Consider the following 19,147-nt stretch of genomic DNA (forward strand, 5'->3'; position numbering starts at 1 on the left):
ACCTCGAACGAGGGCGCCAGAAACGTGGGAATCCCACAGCCGGGATCGCGGGAGCGAGCGGGCTGACCCACTCGGCAGGCGGAGCCGGGCTGAACCCGGCTCCGCCGTGCGTCACACCCGGGGGTCCGGCAACCGCCGTCCGGTGATCGCGACCACCGTCGCCAGCAGCGCCACGATCCCGATCACCCACGCGAACGCGTCCCGGCTCCCCAGTGACCCCGAAAGCGCCGCGTACAAACTCCCCAAGGTCGCCACGCCCAAAGCCAGCGACGTCTGCTGATTGGTCGTCATCACACCCGACCCCACGCCGGCCAGATCCGTCGGCACGTGGGACAACACGATCCGGAACAACGTCGTCATCGCGAGCGCGTTCCCGACCCCGATCGCCACCATCGACGGCGCCAGGTCGAGCACCGTCACGTGCGGCCACGCCGACAGCGTCGTGCACAGCAGCGCCACCATGCCGAGAGCCGTGATCGCACCCCCGACCGGGACGACCTTCTGGCCGTACCGCGCGACCAGCTTGCTGCTCAGCATCGACACCGTGAAGTACGCGACGGCCAGCGGCGTCAAAGCCACACCCGCGCCGAGCGGCCCGAAGTGCAGCCCCTCCTGCAACGTCATCGCGTACACGAACATGAACGAACCGAACGCGCCGAAGAACGGGATCGCCACCATCAGCCCACGCCGGACGCTCGGCAGCCGCATCACCGACGGCGGCAGCAACGGCGTCCCACCGAGACGCTCCTGACGCCGTTCGACGTGCACGAACGCCGCCGCGGCGAACGGCGAGACGATCAGCAGCGCGATCGTCCACGCCGGCCAGCCCAGGGCCCGGCCTTCCATCAGCGGGACCAGGAACGACATCAGGGTGACCGCCAGCAGGAGCGTCCCGAGGCGATCCACACCCAGCGGGTTGTGCGCGCGGCTCTCCGGCAGGCGGCGGGCCAGCACCAGCACGACCAGGCCGATCGGCACGTTGACCAGGAAGATCGGCCGCCAGCCCGTCCCGAAGACGTCCGCCGCCACCAGGGCGCCGCCCAGGAGCTGACCGATGACCGTCGAGAGGCCGCCCGTCGCGCCGAACAGCCCGAGCGCCTTCGAACGCGCTTCGCCGGACGTCGTCGCCTGGATGATCGAGAGCACCTGCGGCAGCAGCAACGCCGACGCCGCCCCCTGCGCGGCGCGGGCGATCACCAGCGTGGTCGCCGTCGGGGCGATTCCGCAGGCCAGGGACGTCAACGTGAACAGCCACAGGCCCGCCAAGAACAACCGACGCCTGCCGAACGAGTCGCCGAGGCGGCCGCCGACCACCAGCAGGACCGCGTACGCGATGCCGTACGCCGCCACCACCAGTTCGAGCGTCGCCGTGGACGCGTGGAGGTCGGCATCGATCGTCGGGAGCGCGACGTTGACGATGAAGAAGTCGATGATGGGCAGTGCCGCCCCCAGCAGCACCGTGACCAGGCCGGCGGGGGTCAGTCCCGGCCGTGCCGGGGCGCCGAGGGTTGTCGGCGCGAGTTCTGTCGTGGTCATGAGTACTACGATCACCCCGGATTTAAACTGGTACCAGTTGCTGTTTATCCGGGTACTGCCACTACCTGGTACCAGGGTCCGGCGCATGCGATCCTGGCACCATGACCACCGCCGTCGAATCCGAACTCCGCCGTCAGGAGCTGGCGAGGTTCCTGCGCAGCCGTCGCGAGCGGATCACGCCCGAGCAGGTCGGCCTCCCGCTGCTGGGCCGCCGCCGGACGCCGGGGCTGCGCCGGGAAGAGGTCGCGCAGCTCGCCGGCGTCGGGGTCACCTGGTACACGTGGCTGGAGCAGGGCCGCGACATCAACGCGTCCGAGCAGGTGCTGCAGGCGATCGCGCGCACGCTGCGCCTCGACCCGCACGAGCACACCCACCTCTTCCGCCTGGCCGGCGCGCCCGAGCCGGAGAGCGAGAAGGACTGCCAGGTCATCACGCCGGCGATGGAGCTGATGCTCAAGAAGCTGGAGCCGTACCCCGTCGCGGTGCGCAACGCCCGCTGCGACCTGCTGGCCTACAACCGCGGCTACACCTGGCTGATGGGCGACGTCGACGCGATCCCGTTCGAAGACCGCAACACCCTGGTCCAGTGCCTGCTCAACCCGGAGTGGCGCAAGCGGATGCTCGACTGGGACACGAACATCCCGCGCGTGATCGCGTCCTTCCGCGCGGCGATGGCCGAGCACGTCGCCGAGCCGGCGTGGAAGAGCCTGGTCAAGCGCCTGAAGGCGGAGTCGCCGCTGTTCGCCGAGCTGTGGCCGCACCACGACGTCAACTCCGAGCCGATCCGCACCAAGCGGTACCTGCACCCGGACGTGGGCCTGCTGCGGTTCAACTTCACGTACCTCTACTACGGCCGCCGCTCGGAGATCACGATGTCGACCTACACCCCGGCCGACGAGGAGACGGCGGCGAAGCTGCCCCTCATGTTCGACTGACGACGTACGCCGGGAGCGCGCTCCGAGACGGACGCGCCGCCGTCCGGCGACCGGTAGTTTTCGCGGCATGAGATGGCCGCCGTGGGTTGGACGCGTGGTGCGCACCGTCGTCGTCCTGGGCTTCGTGCTCGGGGCGACCAGTGCGTCTTCGCGGTGGCAGCCCGGGGCGTCGCCGCTGACGCCGCTCGGGGCCGCCTGGCTCGCCGCGACCGTCCTCACGCTGCTGTTCGTCCACCGCTTCCCGCTGACGCTCTTCCTGGCCACGGCCGCCTCCGCGTTCGGCTACTACGCCTCCGGGCTGCCCGGTGGGCCGGTCATCCTGGTACCGACCATCGCGTTGTTCGTCCTGACCCGGCAGCGGGGGCCGCTCACTGCGGGCATCACCGGCGCATCGGCACTGGCCGCCGCCTACGTCGTGCACGTCGTCACGACCGGGTCCTTCGCCCTGCAAGCCGGGGCCGCGTTCCTCGTCGTCTGGCTGACCGCCGTGATCGGCGTCGGGACCGCCGTCCGATACCAGCTCGACGCGCTCGCCGCCCGGCGCGAGCAGGCCGACGAGCACCGGCACCGGCTCGCCGAGCAGGAACGGCTGCGGATCGCCCGCGAGGTCCACGACGTCGTCGCGCACAGCCTCGCGATGATCAACGTCCAGGCCGGCGTCGCCGCGCACGTCGCCGACCGGCGGCCCGAGCAGGCGAAAGAGGCGCTGCTCAACATCAAGGCGGCCAGCGCGTCCGCGCTCAAGGACCTGCGCGCGACCCTGGCGGTGCTGCGCTCGGGCGAGGACAAGGCACCCGCGCCGAGCCTCGCCCAGGCCGCCGAGCTGCTGGACCACGCGCGCGACGCCGGGCTCACGGTCGACGTCCACGGCGAACCGGGCGACCTCCCGGCACCCGTCGACGCGGCCGCCTACCGGATCCTGCAGGAGTCGCTGACGAACGTCGTCCGGCACGCCGACCAGCCGAACCACGTCGAGGTCCGGTTCGGACGCCAGAACGGGACCTTTTCGATAAGGGTCCGCGACGACGGCCGCGGCACCGCCCAGCCGACGCCGGGACACGGCCTGCGGGGCATGGGCGAACGCGCCGCCGCGCTCGGCGGGCGGTGCACCGCCGGGCCGGTCGACGGCGGTTTCGAAGTCCGCGTCGAGCTACCGATCGAGGGGGAAGCATGATCCGCGTCCTGCTGGCCGACGACCAGGTCCTGGTCCGCGCCGGGTTCCGCGTGCTGCTGGAGACCGAAGACGGCTTCGAGGTCGTCGGCGAGGCCGGTGACGGCGAGCAGGCGGTCGCCGGCGCCGTCGAACACAAGCCGGACATCGTCGTGATGGACGTCCGGATGCCCGGGGTCGACGGCCTCGAAGCCACCCGCCGGATCACCGCCAACCCCGACCTCGCCGGAACGAAGGTGCTGGTCCTGACCACCTTCGACGTCGACGAATACGTCTACGAAGCGCTGCGCGCGGGCGCGAGCGGCTTCCTGCTCAAGGACACCGAACCGGTCGAGCTGCTGCGCGCGCTGCGGGTCGTGGCGAGCGGGGAGGCGCTGCTGGCGCCGACGGTCACGCGCCGGCTGATCCAGGAGTTCGTCGGCCGCCCGGAGAACCGGCGCATCGACACCAGTGCCGTCCGCGAGATCACCGACCGCGAGCGCGAGGTGCTGGGCCTGGTGGCCGGCGGCATGTCGAACGACGAAATCGCGGCCCACCTGGTGATCTCCACCGCGACGGCCCGCACGCACGTCAGCCGCATCATGACGAAGATCGGGGCGCGCGACCGGGCGCAGCTGGTGGTGCTGGCCTACGAGTCGGGGCTGGTCACCCCACGTCACTCCGCCTGACCCGGCGCACCACGCGGAACGCCCGGACCAGGAACACGACGGCGAGGACGCCGACCAGGAGGATCCAGACCATGTCGCCTCCTCTCGGTCCCGATGCTCTGCTCAGAAGGCGTGCGGGGGTGGGACGGCGTTCACCGACACGGCCGAAGTCACACCTTCGGGCTAAGTGACGGTTACTACCCGGCTATCCTCAGCGGGTGCGACGTGCGTTGATCACCGGAATCACCGGTCAGGACGGCCAATATCTCGCCGAGCTGCTCCACGAGCAGCAGTACGAGGTCTTCGGCCTGGTCAAGGGGCAGAACAACCCTCGGATCGACATGATCCGCACGGAGTACCCGTACGTCGAGATCGTCGAGGGCGACCTGCAGGACCTCTCCAGCCTGGTCGGGGTCCTGGAGCAGGTGCAGCCCGACGAGGTCTACAACCTCGGCGCGATCTCCTTCGTCGCCCTCAGCTTCAAGCAGGCCGAGCTCACCGCGAACGTCACCGGCCTCGGGGTGCTGCGGCTGCTCGACGCCGTCCGGATGGTCGGCGGCAGCCAGAACAACCCGATCCGCTTCTACCAGGCCTCCAGCTCGGAGATGTTCGGCAAGGTCCGCGAATCGCCGCAGACCGAGCAGACGCCGTTCTACCCCCGCTCGCCCTACGGCGTCGCGAAGGTGTTCGGCCACGACATCACCGTGAACTACCGCGACAGCTACGGCCTCTTCGCCTGCTCGGGCATCCTCTTCAACCACGAGAGCCCGCGCCGCGGCATGGAGTTCGTGACGCGCAAGGTGACCAACGCCGTCGCGCGGATCAAGCTCGGGCTGCAGGAAAAGCTGGTGCTCGGCAACCTCGACCCGCGCCGCGACTGGGGCTTCGCCGGCGACTACGTCCGCGCGATGTGGCAGATGCTGCAGCAGGACGAGCCGGGTGACTACGTCGTCGCGACCGGGCGCACGCACAGCGTCCGCAACTTCGTCGACCTCGCGTTCAAGCACGCCGGCCTGGACGACTGGGAGCGGTTCGTCGAGCAGGACCCGCGGTTCTTCCGGCCCGCCGAGGTCGACCTCCTGGTCGGCGACGCCACCAAGGCCCACACCGAGCTCGGCTGGAAGCCCGAGGTCGGGTTCGAGGACCTGGTCGCGATGATGGTCGACCACGACCTGAAGCTCGAAGCGGGGAAGGCCGGCATCTCGCTGCCATGATCAGCTACGCGCAGCAGGCCGAGGACGTGGTGCTCGCGCGCGTCTTCGCGGGGCAGGACACCGGTCGCTATGTCGACATCGGCGCCGGGGATCCGCTCGTCGCGTCGGTGACGAAGCACTTCTACGACCTCGGCTGGCGCGGCATCAACATCGAGCCGATCCCGGCGAAGGCCCGTGAGCTGCGCGCGGCCCGGCCGGACGACCTGACGCTGGACGTCGCCGTCGGCGCGCGTCCGGGCACAGCGAAGCTGCACGTCGTCGAGAACGAATGGGGCTGGTCGACGCTCGACGACGGGCTCGCCGGCCGGTACCGCGAGGACCGCGGCTGGCGCGTGAACACCGTCGAGGTCGAGCTGACGACGCTGGCCGCCGTTCTGGACGAGCACCCGGGCGCGGTCGACTTCCTCAAGATCGACGTCGAGGGCGCCGAGCGCGCGGTGATCGAGGGCGGCGACTGGACGCGGCACCGGCCGCGGGTGCTCGTCGTCGAGGCCACCGAGCCCGGCGCGCAGACGCAGACGCACGCCGAGTGGGAGCCGATGCTGCTCGACGCGGGTTACCGCTGCGGGCTCTTCGACGGCTTGAACCGCTTCTACGCGCAGTCCGACGACGCTGAGGCCCTCGATCGGCTCGCCGCGCCCGCGAACGTCTTCGACGACTTCGAGCGCTACGACGTCCTGCAGCAGGCGAAGGCGCTGGAGGAGCTGCGCACCGGCCGCGCCGCCGAGATCGGCTACGCCCGACGCATGGAAGCCGAGCTGCGAGAGCTGCAGGAGACGCACCGGCGCGCCGCCGACTACCTCGCCGAGCTGGAACAGGCCCGCGCCGAGCAGGAGCGGCAGCGCACGCGCAGCGCCCGCTACACCGCCGGCCTGGAGGCGCGGGTCGCCGAACTGGAAGCGCAGCTCGCGGCCGCGTCCGGCCGCATCGCCGAGCTGGAGGCCCGGCGGGGCTGAGCCCTCACTTCGGGAGGGCCGCGATTCTCCTGAGCACGACGTCCGCGACGGCGTCCGGCCCGCACACGGCCTCGACGGCTTCCGCGGCCCGCTCACCCATCGACGTCCGCAGCTCGGGGTTCCCGGCCAGGGTGCGCAGCCACTGCGCGGCCTGGTCGACGTCGGGTTCGGCCCACGGGTGCCCGAGCGGGTAAGAAGTCGTGAAGCCGTTGGTGAAGCCGGGTTCGGCGCCCTTGGCGACGTACGTTTCGAAGCCCACGAGCGCGGCCGCGCCCGGGGGCATGAAGTCGAGGTTGCCGCCGTGGCCCGTGGTGACGACCGGCTTGCGCCGCGCCATCGCCTCGGCCAGGTCCAGCCCGAACGTCTCGAACCGGTGCAGCGAAAGGTAGACGTCGCACGACGCCAGCAGCAGGCCACGGTCCACTTCGGACAGTTTGCCGCCGAGCAGCGTCCCGCCGACGGCCGTCACCTCGCGGTCGAGCCACGCCGCCGTCCCGGACTCGACGTCCAGGTCGACCGCGGCGACGGCCAGGTGCGCCCCGCCCGCCGGGAACGCCCGCCGGAACGCCGTGAGCGCGCCGCGGACGTTCTTCCGTTCGAGATCCGACGAAGTGTGGAACGTCGTGAGCACGACGAGTTCGTCGGAGGGCAGCCGGAAGCGCCTGCGGTCGCCGATGCTGCCGGCGGCCGGAACCACCTTCGGCACCACGGTGATCGGGACATCCGTGCTCCCGCGCAGCAGGCCGGCGGCCAGCGCGGACGGCACCCACAGTTCGTCCACATCGGACAGCTGGGGGAGCCCGGTCGCGGGCACGTCCGGCAGCTCGCCGGTCCACCGCGCGATCGTGTAGCGGTCGAAGGAGTGCTTCGGGATCAGTGGGAATTCGGCGGCGTCGACGAGCCACAGGTCGGCCGCGTAGTCCTTGCCGCTGCGCAGGTCGGCCAGCTCGCGCGGCACCTCGTAGGGCCGGTCCGGCACGCGCGTGTTGAACTCCGTGAACGTCGCCCGGGGCAGCCGCTCGGCCAGCACGGTCGCCAGCCGCCGGGTCGCTTCGGCGCTGACGCCGGCCGCGCGGACGTCGCCGAACATGTTGATCCCCGGCCGGTCCCGCGACGGCTTGACCGGCGGCGGCAGCGGTCCGCGCACGGCTTCGGCGGCGTCGCGGTAGGCCGCGGCGACGACCGGCCAGGACGCGTTCCGCCGGACCCACTCGCGTGCCTTGCGGCCCGCTTCCCGCGCTTCCTCCGGCCAGGACACGATCCGTTCGAGGTGCGCGACCAGCTCGACCGCCTCGCGCTGCGGGTCGATCGAAACCAGCCGGCAGAACTCCCGGTCGTAGTGCCGGTGCTGCGGCAGGTCGCTGGTGATGAACAGCCGGCCGAGGCCGTACGAGCGCATCATCACCGCGCTGGTCTCGCCCGCGGTCGGCCAGCGCAGGCCGATCAGCGCGTCGGTCGCGACGATCAGGTCCTGGAACTCCTCGATGTCCGGGCTCGGGATGATCCGCACGGCGTCGCCGACGCCGAGCTCGGCGATCGCGCGGTGGACGTCGGCCTCGATGTCCTTCTCGCGCGCGTGCCCGACGATCAGCAGCTTCGCCTGCGGCCACCGGCGGCGGACCTGTGCGAACGCCAGCACGGCGACGCGGATCCGCTTGATCGCGGTGAACCCGCCGAAGATGCCGAACACGACGTCGTCTTCGGACCAGCCGAGCTTGGCGCGGACCGCCGGGCGCTTGTGGTCGTCGTCGATGACCGGCGCGGCCGAAGCCACGGTGAACACGGGCACCTCGGGGTAGCGCTCGCGCAGGTGCCGCGCCCGGAACGGGTCGTGCACCAGCACCCCGCGGCTGGCCGAGACGATCCGCCGTTCCAGGCTCATCGCCTGCCGGTCGAGGTGCTTGACGCCGTCGACGTCGACGGCGGGCCAGCCGAGCACCAGCGCCGGGTCGGCCGGGTCGCCCCAGATCGGGCCGTGCGCGTAGGCCAGCTCGTCCTTGAACGCCGTCGACTCGATACCGCCGTGGTAGCTCAGCGAGAAGTCCAGCAGCGAGGGGTCGTGCAGCACCACCAGGCCGGGCACCGCGAGCGCCCGGTGGTAGATCCACTCGTGGAACTCGGTGTTGTTGCCCATCTGGTAGATGTCGACGGCGTCTTCGGAGTCGTCGACGTCGTCCGGGCCCAGCAGCGGAACGGGCGAACGGGCTTCGCCGGGGTGCCGGCCGACCGCGGACACGTCCGCGATGCCCGCCATCGTCTCCAGCAGTTCGAAGCTGTAGTCGGCGATGCCGCTGCGCTCGGGCGGCAGCGGCGTCCACATCCGGTGGCGCACGGCCGTCACCGCCACGCGAGCAGGCAGTACCGCTCCCGCCCGCCGGGTGCGGTGACCGGGATGTCCGCCTCACCGGGCAGCCGGACCTCGACGTGCGAGAAGCCGGCGGCCTCGGTGAGGAACCGCAGGAAGTCCGGGTGCACCGGGCGCTGGGCGAAGGGGTCGAGGTGGAAGTCCGGGCCCGCCAAGGGCGTCTCGACGACGAGCGGCGCACCCGGCTGCAGCGCGGCGGCCGCCAGCTCGGCGAACCGCGCGAGCGCCGCCGGTTCGAGCCGTTCGGCGAACCGGAAGGCGGTGATCGCGCCCAGCGAGCCGGGGGTCGCCTCTTCGAGCAGGCGCATCGGGTCGGCGTCGGTGACCTGGACGTCCACAGCCGCGCATTGCTTGCGCACCAGGGCGTTCCGCGACGCCGTCCGGTACCGGACGTCCGCCGCCGCGAGGACCTCCAGCCAGCCACCGCGGCCGGGGGCCATGTCCAGCACCGCGCCGGTGGCGCCGGACTTCCGGGCCTCCTCGATGACCGGCAGGTACGCGCGCACGGCGTCCCGCGCGCGTTCGGCGGACCCGTCGAGCAGGGCTTCCACGGCGATCTCGAGGAAGGAGTCACGCCCCGGCACGGCTTCGGCCGGCTCCGGGGTCTTCGCGTCGCGGCGGGAGCGGTCGAGGAGCAGGTCGACCTGCACGTTCCGCAGCCGGACCTGCTCGGCCGCGGCCAGCAGCCGCTCGAGCTGCGCCTCCAGCTCCTTGAGCCGGGCCTCGACGTCGCCGGAGCGGTCCGCGGACTCGGTGACCTGCATGGCCAAGCCGGACAGCTGGGTCTGCAGCCCGCCGACGGCGCTGTAGAGCCGCTGGTTGAGCCCGGCGGCGAGGTTCTGGTCGTTGCGGTACAGCGACTCCAGCTCGCGGTGCAGCGACTCGGCGCGCACCAGCTCGCCGCGTTCGCCCAGCCAGCGCTGGAAGTGGCCTTCGGCGGCGCGGACTTCGTCGGCCAACGCGCTGACCGCGTCGCGCGCCGCCAGGTTCGTCTCGATCTGCCACTTCAGCTGGCGCCGCCAGAGGAACCGCAGCGCGAGCCGGCCGAGCAGGTCACCGCGGCGCAGCGGGAGGTGCAGGTTGGCGTGCTGCTCCAGGCGGTCGAGAGCGTCCGCGACACGGGCGTGAGACATGCGGTGGTCCATCTGTCAGGGGGTCAGCGGATCGGGCGGGCCGCGAGCTCGCCCAGGACGTTGTCGACGACCTGCGGGGCCAGCAGGCCGAAGTTGCCGGACGCCAGGGTGCGCTCGGCGACCTCGATCGCCACCACCTTGTTGTCGGCGAACATCTTGCCGACGGTCTTGCCGGTGTCGGCGAGCAGGGCGCTGTGGTGCTGGGCGGTCATCTGGCCGAAGGTCGCGGCGAGGTAGGGCAGCGCGCGGTAGGTGAAGGAGTCGCCGAGCAGCGCGACCGAGCCCTGGTAGGTGCCGGTGCCGGTGGCGGACTGCAGTTTCAGCGGGGCCTTGAGGTCGCTGAGGACTTCGCGGGTCTGGTCGCGCTTTCCGTCGGTCAGCACCTCGTAGTGGCGCCCGCTGGTCTGGCCGGTGTGGCCGATCAGCGGCGGCAGGTCGGCCGCCATCTGCCACGGGTCGCTCGGCTTGATCACCCAGGACGCGGTGCTGCCCGGGCTCATCGACTCGGCCAGCGAGCGCGCCATGAGCATGCCGCCCTCGTCGGACCAGTGCGCGTCCTGCGGCCCGTAGACCGGCGCGCCGACCGCCCGGCCCTGCGCTTCGAGCCCGCCGCGCAGGTCGAGGATCGCGTTGTCGGCGTCGACGCGCTGCCAGAACTCGGCCGCGGTCCGCTCGCGGCACTCCTTGCCCGCGTAGGCCGACGGCAGGTACTCCGGCGCGATCGTCGTCTTGTCCGGCGCGATGACGACGATGAACTGGCGGCCGGACGCGCGCACGCCGTCGCGCAGCCGGTCGAGCTCCGCCATGGTCTGGTCCAGCGGCTTGCTGAGGTTGCAGTGGCTGGCGATCTCGTCGCCGAGGTACAGCCAGCCGTTCTTGCCCTCGAGGACCTTCGGGTAGTTGACGACCGGCGCGGGCGTGCTCGGCTGCGCCGGGATCGGGCCCTCCGGCGCCTGCGGCTGCCCGCCCAGCGGAGGGGCCTCGCCGAAGAGGCCGCGGCTGAGGCCGTCGGCGGCGTGCACGGCCTGCTCGCGGAAGGCCAGGTGGTCGGTCGCCCACTGGCCCAGCTGCGGGAAGAACGACCAGCCCTGCCCGAGGCTCGGGAACTCCGTCAGCGCGCGGTTTTCGAACTGGCCGGGGTGCACGCCGAGGATCGACGCGAGCACCGGCGTCGCGAAGAACACCGCGGCGCAGGCCAGCGCGACGGCTTGGCGGCGGCCGTGGCGCGGCCGGTGCAGGGCGTGTTCGCGGGGCAGGAAGGCCTCGTGCACCGGGGGCAGCGCGCGCGAGGCCTGGGACGTCTTCTGCTGGGTCATGCCGGCGGCCGGGGGTCGTCGGAACGCCGCGCCTCGAGCCGCTCGATGCGCGCGTTCTGCTGGGCGAGCTCGGCCTCGAGGATACCGAGCCGCCGGTCCTGCGCGGTGGCTTTCTCGTCGATCGTGCCCGCCAGCCCGCTGATCGCCTCGCCGGTGCTTTCGGTGAGCGTGCGCAGGATCCGGCGCTGGGTGCCGTCGTAGTGGCTCAACGCCCGCCGGACCGCGCGGCGGAACACCGGGGCGAGCGGGAACCGGTGCGGGCTGTCCGGGTCGGGCTGCCACTGCAACGCGGCTTCGGCGCGGGCCAGCGGCGACTCCGGCCCGTGGCCGGCCTCGCCGGGATCCCGGCGGCGCCAAGTCGCGTACGCGGCACGAAGTTCCGTCTCGACCCACGCGGCGGCGACGTCCATCGACCGGACGCGCAGCACGTGGGCGCGAGCGGCCGCACCCCGACGCCGGGCCTCGGCGGGGTCGTCCGCGACCTCGCGCATGGCCTTCGCGGCGGCGTCGAGGTCGGGGTCGGCCCACCGGCCCTCGGGCTGGTACGGCGGCCAGCCCTCGCCGACCTCGACCATCCGGTACGGGATCGGCCAGCCGGTGCCGTCGTGGAAGAACTCCGTGGTGCTGGAGTAGTCCGTCGCGATCACGGCCAGCCCGCGCACCATCGCTTCGGCGACGGTCAGCCCGAAACCCTCGCTGCGGTGCAGGGAGACGTAGGCGTCGCTCGTCGCGTACAGGCTGTTCAGCTCTTCGAGGCTGAGGTAGGCCTCCAGCAGATCGATGCGCTTGTCGTCGCCGATGACGTACCGCAGCCGCTCGACGGCGGCCGCGTGCAGGTGCCCGTTGGTCGCCTTGATGACCAGCCGGACGTCGTCGCGGCCGGGGAACGCGCGCTGGAACGCCGCCACCACGCCCCACGGGTTCTTGCGCTGGCCGGTGCTGTTGAAGTCGAAGGCGAACAGGAACCGGACCGGGTCGCCCGGCTTCCGCGGGACGCGCTCCGGCACGCCGGGGTCGAGCACCGGCATCGGGAACGTCTTCACCGGCACCGGCGAGTGGGGCTCGATCGCGCGGCGGGTGAAGTCGCTGATCGCCCACACCTCGTCGACCAGGTCGAAACCGCCGTGCATCGACGTGGGGAAGTCTTCGAGTTCCCAGGCCCACAACCCGATCCGGTACCGCCGGTGCCCGAGCTCGGGGTGGCTGTCCAGCAGCAGCCCGGTGTAGTCGGAGTTGACCGCGAGGATGCTGACCGGGAACCGCGGCCTGCTCACGGTGTCCGGCTCGGCGAGCCCGGTGCGGACCGCCGCCGACAGCGACCGCGACTCGACGACCGACACCACCGGGATACCCGCGGCGGCGACGGCGCGGTGCACGATCCGGCCCATCTCGCCCAGGCCCAGCTCGGCGGTGAGGTACCCGGAGACGTTGACGCCGAACTCGTCGACCGGCCCGGCCACCGGCGGCGGTTCGGTGGGCAGGGCCCAGCCGGGCAGCAGGCCTTCGTCGATCCCGTGCGTGGCGCACCAGCGCCGGAACGCCGGGCCGTCCGCGTGCTCCGGCTTGCGGAACGCGGTCTGCAGGTCGATCCGGCTCGCCCACAGCCACAGCGCGAGCCTGCTGAGCCCGGCCGAGCGGGCCATCGGGGAGCCGGGGGCGCGCAGCCACTCGCGGAAGGCCGCGCCGCCGTCGTCGCCGAACGGCGGGGGCGGGATCTCCTCGACGACGGTGGGCGCGAACTGCGCCGGGGTCGTCGCCGCGCGGTGCGCCCGCAGCCAGGTGTCGCGGTAGAGCGTCCGCATCGGCGTGGTCAGCGGCGTGCCGTCGGGCAGCTTGTCGAAGCCGTACGGGACTTCTTCGCCGGTGTGGCCGGCATCGACCAGTTCGGTGGCGTACTCGTCGCACAGCTTGCGCAGCACCGGATCGGCGGAGAGGACGACCCGCGGACGCACCGGGCACTGGCTGCTCAGCAGCCATGGCCGGTCGGGGTCGAAGCCGTAGAAGTTCAAGAACCGCAACGGAGTTCCGCCCGCGGTCACGCCGCCGTCCGGGCCCTCGGCGAGCTTGCGCTCGTGCAGGTTCCAGAAGCCGGCGGCGACCCCGGGGTCGCGCGTGACGACGTTGCGGTAGAGCGCCGGAACGCGGTCGAAGAAGTGCTCGACCGGCGGCGAGGGGTGCGAAGGCGGCGGGACCGGCGCGTACCGGCGGCCGTCCGCCCAGGCGATCAGGAACGGCCGCGCGCCCTTGCCGACCGCGACGAAGTCGTCGTGGAAAGCGCTGTCCGCGGCGCTGCGGCCGGGTTCGAGACCGTCCTGCGGGAGCGGGGCGAGCACCCGCGGCGCCAGCACGACGTCGTGCTCGGCGGCCTGCGCGGTCAGCTCGGCGAAGGGGGCGAAGACCCGGATCTGCGAACCGAGGTACACCGCGACGTCGGCGTCTTCGAGGATCTGGTGCAGCAGCAGGGGTTTAACCGCTTCGACCAGCTCGGCCGCGGAGAACCAGGTGGCCATCCGGTGGAACTCGTCGCGGTCGAGGTCGAGCCAGTCGCCGCCGACGACGCGGCAGCCGTCCTCGGTGGTGCTGCCGGTCCCGTCGACGACGAGGACGAGGAACCCGTGGCCGGGGTGGTGGGCCCGGTAGGTCCGGGCGAGCACCCGCGCCGACGGCAGGCCGGCCCGGGTGACCACCGTGCAGGCGGTGGTCACCCGGCCGGCGCGCTCAGCCATTGGCCGGCAGCTCCGCGAGCTGGGCCGCCAGGATGTCGTCGAACACGCTGCTGATCTTCGCGAGGTCCGAACCGGACACCTCGACGCGCACGAGCGTGCCCTTGTGCACGTAGTGCGCGCGGATCACGGCGGGGAAGTCCGCCGACTTGGCGAACTGCGACGCCTTGACGCCGTCCGGCACGTCACCGGTGTACGGCTTCATCGTGAACTTGGTCTGCAGTTCGGCCAGGTCGTCGCGGGCCACGGTCGCGGCGCTGCTGGACGACGTCTGCGCGGTGAGCACCAGCGCCTTGACCGTGTCCGGCAGGCCGGCGGCGGCCATCCGCACCTTCGAAGCGCCCGCGGTCTTGTAGACGGCGTTCTCCTCCGGGGTGAGGAACCCGGCGCGCTCGACGTCCGCGAACGTCTGGATGTCGGTCTTCTCGCCGGGCGGGGCCGGCAGCTTCGCGATCTCCAGGTCGTCCTTCGGCCGGACGGTGCTGGTCGGCGCGGCCGGCGACGAGGAGCTCGCCACCGGCGGGTTCTGGCCGCCGGAGTCCTTGCCGAAGATCAGCCAGCCGCCGACGCCGAGTGCGGCGACGACCACCACGGCGACCACGGCGATGACGACCTTCTTCTTGCCGCCGGACGAAGTCGTCTCGAAGGTCTCCGGACCCTGGCTGACCCACTCCGGGCCCGGCGCCATCTGCGGGTACTCGCTCGCGCCCCACGGCGGGGCCGCGTTGCCGGCGGTGTTCCACGGCTGCTGCGGGGGCTGCTGCTGCGGGAACGGGCCCGACGTCGGGCCGCCCGGCCGCAGGCCGCCGGAGGCGACCGCCTGCGGGGGCACGCCCGGCACGGCCTGGGTGCGCTCGGCGGAGTCCGCCGACCACGGCGGCTGGTACGGCGGCGGCTGCTGCTGCATGCCGGACACGACCTGGGTGCGCTCGGCGCCACCGGAGGCGTCGGCGCTGCTCACGATCTGCGTCCGGTCCGCTTCGGAGCCGCCCGGCTGCTGCGGGTGCGGCTGCCCCTGCGGCGGGCTGACCGGGGTGATGATCTGGGTGCTGTCGGCCGATCCGCCGGCCTGCGGGGCCTGCTGGGGCTCCCCGTTCACCGCGGAGGACAGCACGGCGTCTCGTCGAGCCCGGTAGTCGTCGGCCGAGATCTGGCCGGCGGCCAGCTCCTCGTCCAACCGGCGAAGTTCCTCCTGCCAGGACAAACCTGCCCCCCTTCCTCGTCGCGGACCCGTGCTCGCAGACTCACGCACATTCTGCACGCAGGGCCGACCGGTGCCGTGGCCGAGGGTCGTTTCGTGACCGGGACCCGGCCGATGTGCGCGCGGTGTCCGGATCAGCCGGGCGGGAGGACCGCGCGCAGGTCCTCCAGCACCTGGCCCAGCCGGGCGGTGAGGGCTTCGTCGCCCAGCTTCTGGGTCTGCGAAACCCCGACGTTCACGACCATGCCGCCGGAGGTGTACCAGGTCGCCCTGACCTGGGTGTCGCCCGTGGTGGCGACGGCGGTGCGCAGGTCGGACTGCACGGCGTTGAACCCGTTGGCGAGCGCGCTGGTGTAAAGCGCTTCCACGGCGGCTTCGGCGTTCGTCGGACCGGGCATCGGCGCCACCATCAGCAGGTTGCTGCCCGCCGCCACGGCCGAGCCGCGGAAGATGACCTCGGTCGCGCCGTTGCGGCGCAGGACGTCGGCCGTGGGCCGGGGGAACACGCCGAGCTCGACGGCGCGGTCGATCGACATCGTCGAATTGTCGGAGTTCTGCGTGCCCGGCAGCTTCGGCAGCCGGTCCTCGACCCCGCCGAGCAGCCCGGAGGCCGACGTGCTCGGCACGGTGGCCGGTCCGCTCGCCTGCCCACCGGGTTGGTCGTCCGAGCCGAGCCACATCGTGACGCCGACGACCATGACCAGCACGAGCAGCACGCCGAGGCCGACGAACAGCCAGGTGGGCCGGCCGCGGGCCGGGTCGTTCCAGCGGTGCTTGCCGCGCGAGTCGTCCGGCTCCTGGCCCGCGGGCGGGGCGCCGCCGGGGTCGATGGGCGGGAACCGGCTCGCCGCGGCGGCGCCCGGCACCTGGCCGTCCACGGTCAGGTACCGGGTCGGGGTGATGTCGGCCGGGCTGGGCGCGGTCGTCATGTGGTCGGGGATCGGCGGCACGGCGTTCGTCGCGGGCGTCTGGAACGAGCGCGGCCCGGCCGGCTGCTTCGGCGGCCGCGCCCACGGCACCTCGACGCGCGCGGGCGGCGGGGCCGGCGTCGCCGTGACCGGGTGGACCGGCGGCGGCGGCGGGGGGTTGGCCGCGGGGTTCGCACTGTGCCAGGAGGGACGGCGCAGCGGCGCGGGCACCGGCGACGGCACGGTGGACCCGGACGCCTGCGCGAGCAGCTCTTCCCGCTGCTTGCGGTGCGCCGCGGGTTCGATCCGGCCGGCCGCCAGGTCCGCGTCGAGACGGCGCAGTTCTTCCTGCCAGCTCATGGTTCCGACCCCCATCCACCGTTCGGGGCATCAGTCTGGCACGCGCGGCCGACCTGCGAGGTTGCGTTTTGAAGTTGATCGGCAACGTAGCGCACGCGGCGCCGTTTCGGGAGTCCTTCCCGCGGGCATCGATGACGGGGAGGCGATCGAGAGGGGACGTTGTTGATCACCGACGAGCACCCGCGGGTCGTCGTGGGGCGCGTGCGCCCCGGTCGCGGGCCCGCGCGGGAAGGCGTTTTCGCCGTGCTCACGGGGTTCCTGCTCGCCGCCGCGTTCAACCTCCCGGTCGTGCTCCATCCGAAGTCGACGGTCGCGGGCGAACCGGGCGACCCGCTGCTGCAGGCGTGGCAGCTGGCGTGGCAGCACCACTTCGTCACCTCCGGCGGGGACCTCTGGACGGGCAACACGCTCTTCCCGGCGACCGGCACTTACGCCTTTTCGGACTCCCTGCTCGGTTATCTCCCGCTGAGCCTCTTCGGCGACGGCCCGTACGCCGCGCTCCTGCGCTACAACGCCGCGTACCTGATCGCTTGCGCGCTCGCCTACGCCGGCGCGTACGTGCTCGTCCGCCAGCTCGGCGGCACCTGGCCGGCCGCGGTGCTGGCCGGTCTCGCGTTCGCCTGGGCGCCGTGGCGGCTGAGCCACGCCGGCCACCTCAACATCCTGTCCACCGGCGGGATCGCGCTCGCCCTGTTCGCGCTCGCCAGGGGACACGGCTTCTCGCTGCAGCGCGGGTGGCGGCCCGGGCTGTCCCGGCCGTGGTGGGCGTTCGCCGGCTGGGTGGTCGCGGCCTGGCAGATCACCCTGGGCTTCGCGATCGGGCTCCCGTTCGCCTACCTGCTCGGCGTGGTCGGCGTGGTCCTGGTGGTGACGGCGGTCCGGCACCGGCACCGGTTCGGGGTCCGCACGGCGCTCGCCGACGGCGCTGGCGGCGCGGTGTTCGCCGTCGTCACCTACCTGATGACCATCCCGTACCGCCGGGTCGTCGACCAGTACGGCTTCACGCGCTCCTGGCGCGAGGTGCAGCAGTTCTCCCCGCCGCCGCAGGGGCTGCTCGCCGCCCCGACGGAGACGTGGTTCTGGCAGCGCGGGCCGTTCAACCTCAAGAGCGGCGTCTTCGCCGACCCGGGGTGGCTGTCGGCGACGGGTGCGCCGGAGAAGCTGCTCTTCCCCGGCCTGGCCCTGCTCGTGGTGGCGGTGGCGGGCTTGTTCGTCAGCGCGTGGCCGGTCCGCGTGCGGGCCTGGCTCGGCGCCGGCGTCGTGCTCGGGACGGTGTTCGCGCTCGGCTCGCAGTTCTTCGGCGGGTACTTCACCTATTACCCGCTCTGGCACTTCCTCCCGGGCTGGGACGCGCTGCGCACGCCGGGCCGGTTGGTGCTGTGGGTGATCCTGCTGCTGGCGCTGCTCGCCGCGGGCGCGATGACGAGGTGGGGCGAGCTGGTCCGCGAGCGCCAGGACGCGCCGTACCTGCGGGCGCTGATCGGCGTCACGCTGCTGGTGGCGCTGCTGGAAGGAATCCCGGCCCAGCCGCACTCGTCACCGGCGGGCATCCCGCCGGACCTGGCCCGGGTGTTCGAGAGCTCGCCGCCGCCGACGCTGGTCCTGCCGGTGCGGCAGGGGGTGGGCGAGTTCAGCGAGTACGTCTACCAGCTCTGGTCGACCGACGGCTTCCCGTCGCTGGTCAACGGCCACAACGGCCTGCTGCCGCCGCAGTACGGCGAGATCGTGCGGGCGACCAGGACGTTCCCGGACGCGCGCAGCGTCGCCGTGCTGCGGAAGTACGGCGTCGGGCAGGTCGTCCTGCTGAAGGCCGCGGCGGCCGGCGGCCCGTACGCGCAGGTGCTCGCCCGGCCGCTCGACGGGCTGGGCATCACCCGGACCGACTCGACGGACCTCGTCACGTTCACCCTGCGCTAGTCACCTTCTCGGCCGCCGAAACTGTCGTACATATGTTCTAAAATGGGCGTTGTCCAGGGGAGATGCCGCCCGCGTCCGCGGGTGGCGTGATGGAGGAAGGCAGGGCCATGGCCTACATCACCCTGTCCACGTTCGTGGGCTACAGCGCGAGTAACGGACCGTCGCGGTCGTCGTTCGTCCGGCGGCAGCGCCGGCAGTACGAGGACCCGGCGCGAGCCGCGTTCAACTACTACCGGCGGGCGGCGGGCGCCGTGCGGTCCGGGCGGGCGGCGGGGCAGGACGCGACGGCGTTGCGCGCGCTCGTCAACGCCGCCGACGACCGGACGAAACCGCACTACGCGGCGATTGCCGAGGGCTGGCTGCGCTGGCTCGGCCGGAAGTCGCCGCGGCTGGTCGAGGTCGGGCGCGGCCGCTGCCGGATCGGTGACCTCGAGATCGGCGTCAGCCCGCAGCTCGGGCTGCGCAAGAGCGACGGCCGCCGGTACGCGACCTGGCTCTACTTCAAGGAGGAGCCGCTCACGAAGGACTCCGCGCAGCTGGCGCTGTGGGTGCTGGAGCAGGCGATGCCGGACCTCCTGCCGGGCGGGCACGCCCTGGTGATCGACGTCCGGCGGAGCAAGGAGTTCCAGCTCTCGGCGCGTGACCGCGAGCGGCTGCGCCCCTGGGCCCGCAGCGAGGCTTCGGCGTTCCTCACGCTCTGGGACGCCGCCTGAGCCGGGGAGGCGCCGGGCCCGCCCGGCGCCTCCCCTAGCATCGGCCCCCGAG

The 19,147-nt window shown here is 72.6% G+C and carries 14 protein-coding genes; 7 read left to right on the top strand and 7 right to left on the bottom strand.

Annotated features, from left to right (window positions below; genetic code table 11):
• Positions 1-111: 111 nt before the first annotated feature.
• On the bottom strand, positions 112-1,536 hold the full coding sequence (locus tag AB0J40_RS38765) for an MFS transporter (RefSeq protein ID WP_364463881.1): 1,425 nt from the start codon (positions 1,534-1,536) through the stop codon (positions 112-114).
• A 101-nt stretch (positions 1,537-1,637) separates the two neighbouring features.
• Here AB0J40_RS38765 and AB0J40_RS38770 point away from each other — a divergent pair, with 101 nt between their 5' ends.
• From AB0J40_RS38770 to AB0J40_RS38790, 5 genes are all read left to right on the top strand, one after another.
• Complete coding sequence (locus tag AB0J40_RS38770) at positions 1,638-2,471, top strand: helix-turn-helix transcriptional regulator (RefSeq protein ID WP_364463883.1); 834 nt, start codon at positions 1,638-1,640, stop codon at positions 2,469-2,471.
• A gap of 94 nt (positions 2,472-2,565) precedes the next feature.
• Positions 2,566-3,645, top strand: a complete 1,080-nt coding sequence (locus tag AB0J40_RS38775; RefSeq protein ID WP_364463886.1) for a sensor histidine kinase — start codon at positions 2,566-2,568, stop codon at positions 3,643-3,645.
• On the top strand, positions 3,642-4,310 hold the full coding sequence (locus tag AB0J40_RS38780) for a response regulator transcription factor (protein WP_364463889.1): 669 nt from the start codon (positions 3,642-3,644) through the stop codon (positions 4,308-4,310). The genes AB0J40_RS38775 and AB0J40_RS38780 overlap by 4 nt, the downstream gene beginning before the upstream one ends.
• A gap of 197 nt (positions 4,311-4,507) precedes the next feature.
• Entirely contained in the window at positions 4,508-5,503 is a 996-nt protein-coding gene (gene gmd, locus AB0J40_RS38785) for a GDP-mannose 4,6-dehydratase (RefSeq protein ID WP_364463892.1), read from the top strand.
• Positions 5,500-6,459, top strand: a complete 960-nt coding sequence (locus AB0J40_RS38790; protein ID WP_364463895.1) for an FkbM family methyltransferase — start codon at positions 5,500-5,502, stop codon at positions 6,457-6,459. The genes gmd and AB0J40_RS38790 overlap by 4 nt, the downstream gene beginning before the upstream one ends.
• Positions 6,460-6,463: 4 nt before the next feature.
• On the opposite strand, the gene AB0J40_RS38795 is transcribed toward AB0J40_RS38790, so the two are convergent.
• The 6 genes from AB0J40_RS38795 to AB0J40_RS38820 form a co-directional block, all read right to left on the bottom strand.
• The gene (locus AB0J40_RS38795) at positions 6,464-8,806 is read right to left on the bottom strand and encodes a glycosyltransferase (protein ID WP_364463897.1); all 2,343 of its coding nucleotides are present in this window, start codon (positions 8,804-8,806) and stop codon (positions 6,464-6,466) included.
• Positions 8,797-9,957 (bottom strand): hypothetical protein, encoded by a 1,161-nt coding sequence (locus tag AB0J40_RS38800; RefSeq protein ID WP_364463900.1) that lies wholly within the window; start codon positions 9,955-9,957, stop codon positions 8,797-8,799. Before AB0J40_RS38800 ends, AB0J40_RS38795 begins: the two co-directional genes overlap by 10 nt.
• Positions 9,958-9,980: 23 nt before the next feature.
• Entirely contained in the window at positions 9,981-11,273 is a 1,293-nt protein-coding gene (locus AB0J40_RS38805) for a hypothetical protein (protein ID WP_364463902.1), read from the bottom strand.
• Positions 11,270-13,999 (bottom strand): glycosyltransferase, encoded by a 2,730-nt coding sequence (locus AB0J40_RS38810; RefSeq protein WP_364463905.1) that lies wholly within the window; start codon positions 13,997-13,999, stop codon positions 11,270-11,272. Before AB0J40_RS38810 ends, AB0J40_RS38805 begins: the two co-directional genes overlap by 4 nt.
• Entirely contained in the window at positions 13,992-15,200 is a 1,209-nt protein-coding gene (locus tag AB0J40_RS38815) for a hypothetical protein (protein WP_364463907.1), read from the bottom strand. The genes AB0J40_RS38810 and AB0J40_RS38815 overlap by 8 nt, the downstream gene beginning before the upstream one ends.
• Positions 15,201-15,331: 131 nt before the next feature.
• The gene (locus tag AB0J40_RS38820; RefSeq protein WP_364463910.1) at positions 15,332-16,465 is read right to left on the bottom strand and encodes a hypothetical protein; all 1,134 of its coding nucleotides are present in this window, start codon (positions 16,463-16,465) and stop codon (positions 15,332-15,334) included.
• Positions 16,466-16,627: 162 nt separating this feature from the next.
• On the opposite strand from AB0J40_RS38820, the gene AB0J40_RS38825 reads away from it, so the two are divergent.
• Together AB0J40_RS38825 and AB0J40_RS38830 are read left to right on the top strand one after the other, a co-directional pair.
• A complete protein-coding gene (locus tag AB0J40_RS38825) occupies positions 16,628-18,382 on the top strand; it encodes a hypothetical protein (RefSeq protein ID WP_364463912.1) in 1,755 nt (584 codons plus the stop codon).
• Between the two features lie 107 nt (positions 18,383-18,489).
• Positions 18,490-19,095: a hypothetical protein gene (locus AB0J40_RS38830; protein WP_364464187.1), complete on the top strand. Its 606-nt coding sequence runs from the start codon at positions 18,490-18,492 to the stop codon at positions 19,093-19,095.
• Positions 19,096-19,147 lie beyond the last annotated feature (52 nt).

The sequence above is a fragment of the Amycolatopsis sp. NPDC049691 genome, from assembly GCF_040675005.1.
Taxonomy (GTDB): Bacteria; Actinomycetota; Actinomycetes; order Mycobacteriales; family Pseudonocardiaceae; genus Amycolatopsis.

Bases quoted from the DNA above. Each gene is read 5' to 3' on its own strand.
- AB0J40_RS38765 (WP_364463881.1), bottom strand. From the start codon at position 1,536: ATGACCACGACAGAACTCGCGCCGACAACCCTCGGCGCCCCGGCACGG.
- AB0J40_RS38770 (WP_364463883.1), top strand. From the start codon at position 1,638: ATGACCACCGCCGTCGAATCCGAACTCCGCCGTCAGGAGCTGGCGAGG.
- AB0J40_RS38780 (WP_364463889.1), top strand. From the start codon at position 3,642: ATGATCCGCGTCCTGCTGGCCGACGACCAGGTCCTGGTCCGCGCCGGG.
- AB0J40_RS38790 (WP_364463895.1), top strand. From the start codon at position 5,500: ATGATCAGCTACGCGCAGCAGGCCGAGGACGTGGTGCTCGCGCGCGTC.
- AB0J40_RS38800 (WP_364463900.1), bottom strand. From the start codon at position 9,957: ATGTCTCACGCCCGTGTCGCGGACGCTCTCGACCGCCTGGAGCAGCAC.
- AB0J40_RS38805 (WP_364463902.1), bottom strand. From the start codon at position 11,273: ATGACCCAGCAGAAGACGTCCCAGGCCTCGCGCGCGCTGCCCCCGGTG.
- AB0J40_RS38810 (WP_364463905.1), bottom strand. From the start codon at position 13,999: ATGGCTGAGCGCGCCGGCCGGGTGACCACCGCCTGCACGGTGGTCACC.
- AB0J40_RS38820 (WP_364463910.1), bottom strand. From the start codon at position 16,465: ATGAGCTGGCAGGAAGAACTGCGCCGTCTCGACGCGGACCTGGCGGCC.
- AB0J40_RS38830 (WP_364464187.1), top strand. From the start codon at position 18,490: ATGGCCTACATCACCCTGTCCACGTTCGTGGGCTACAGCGCGAGTAAC.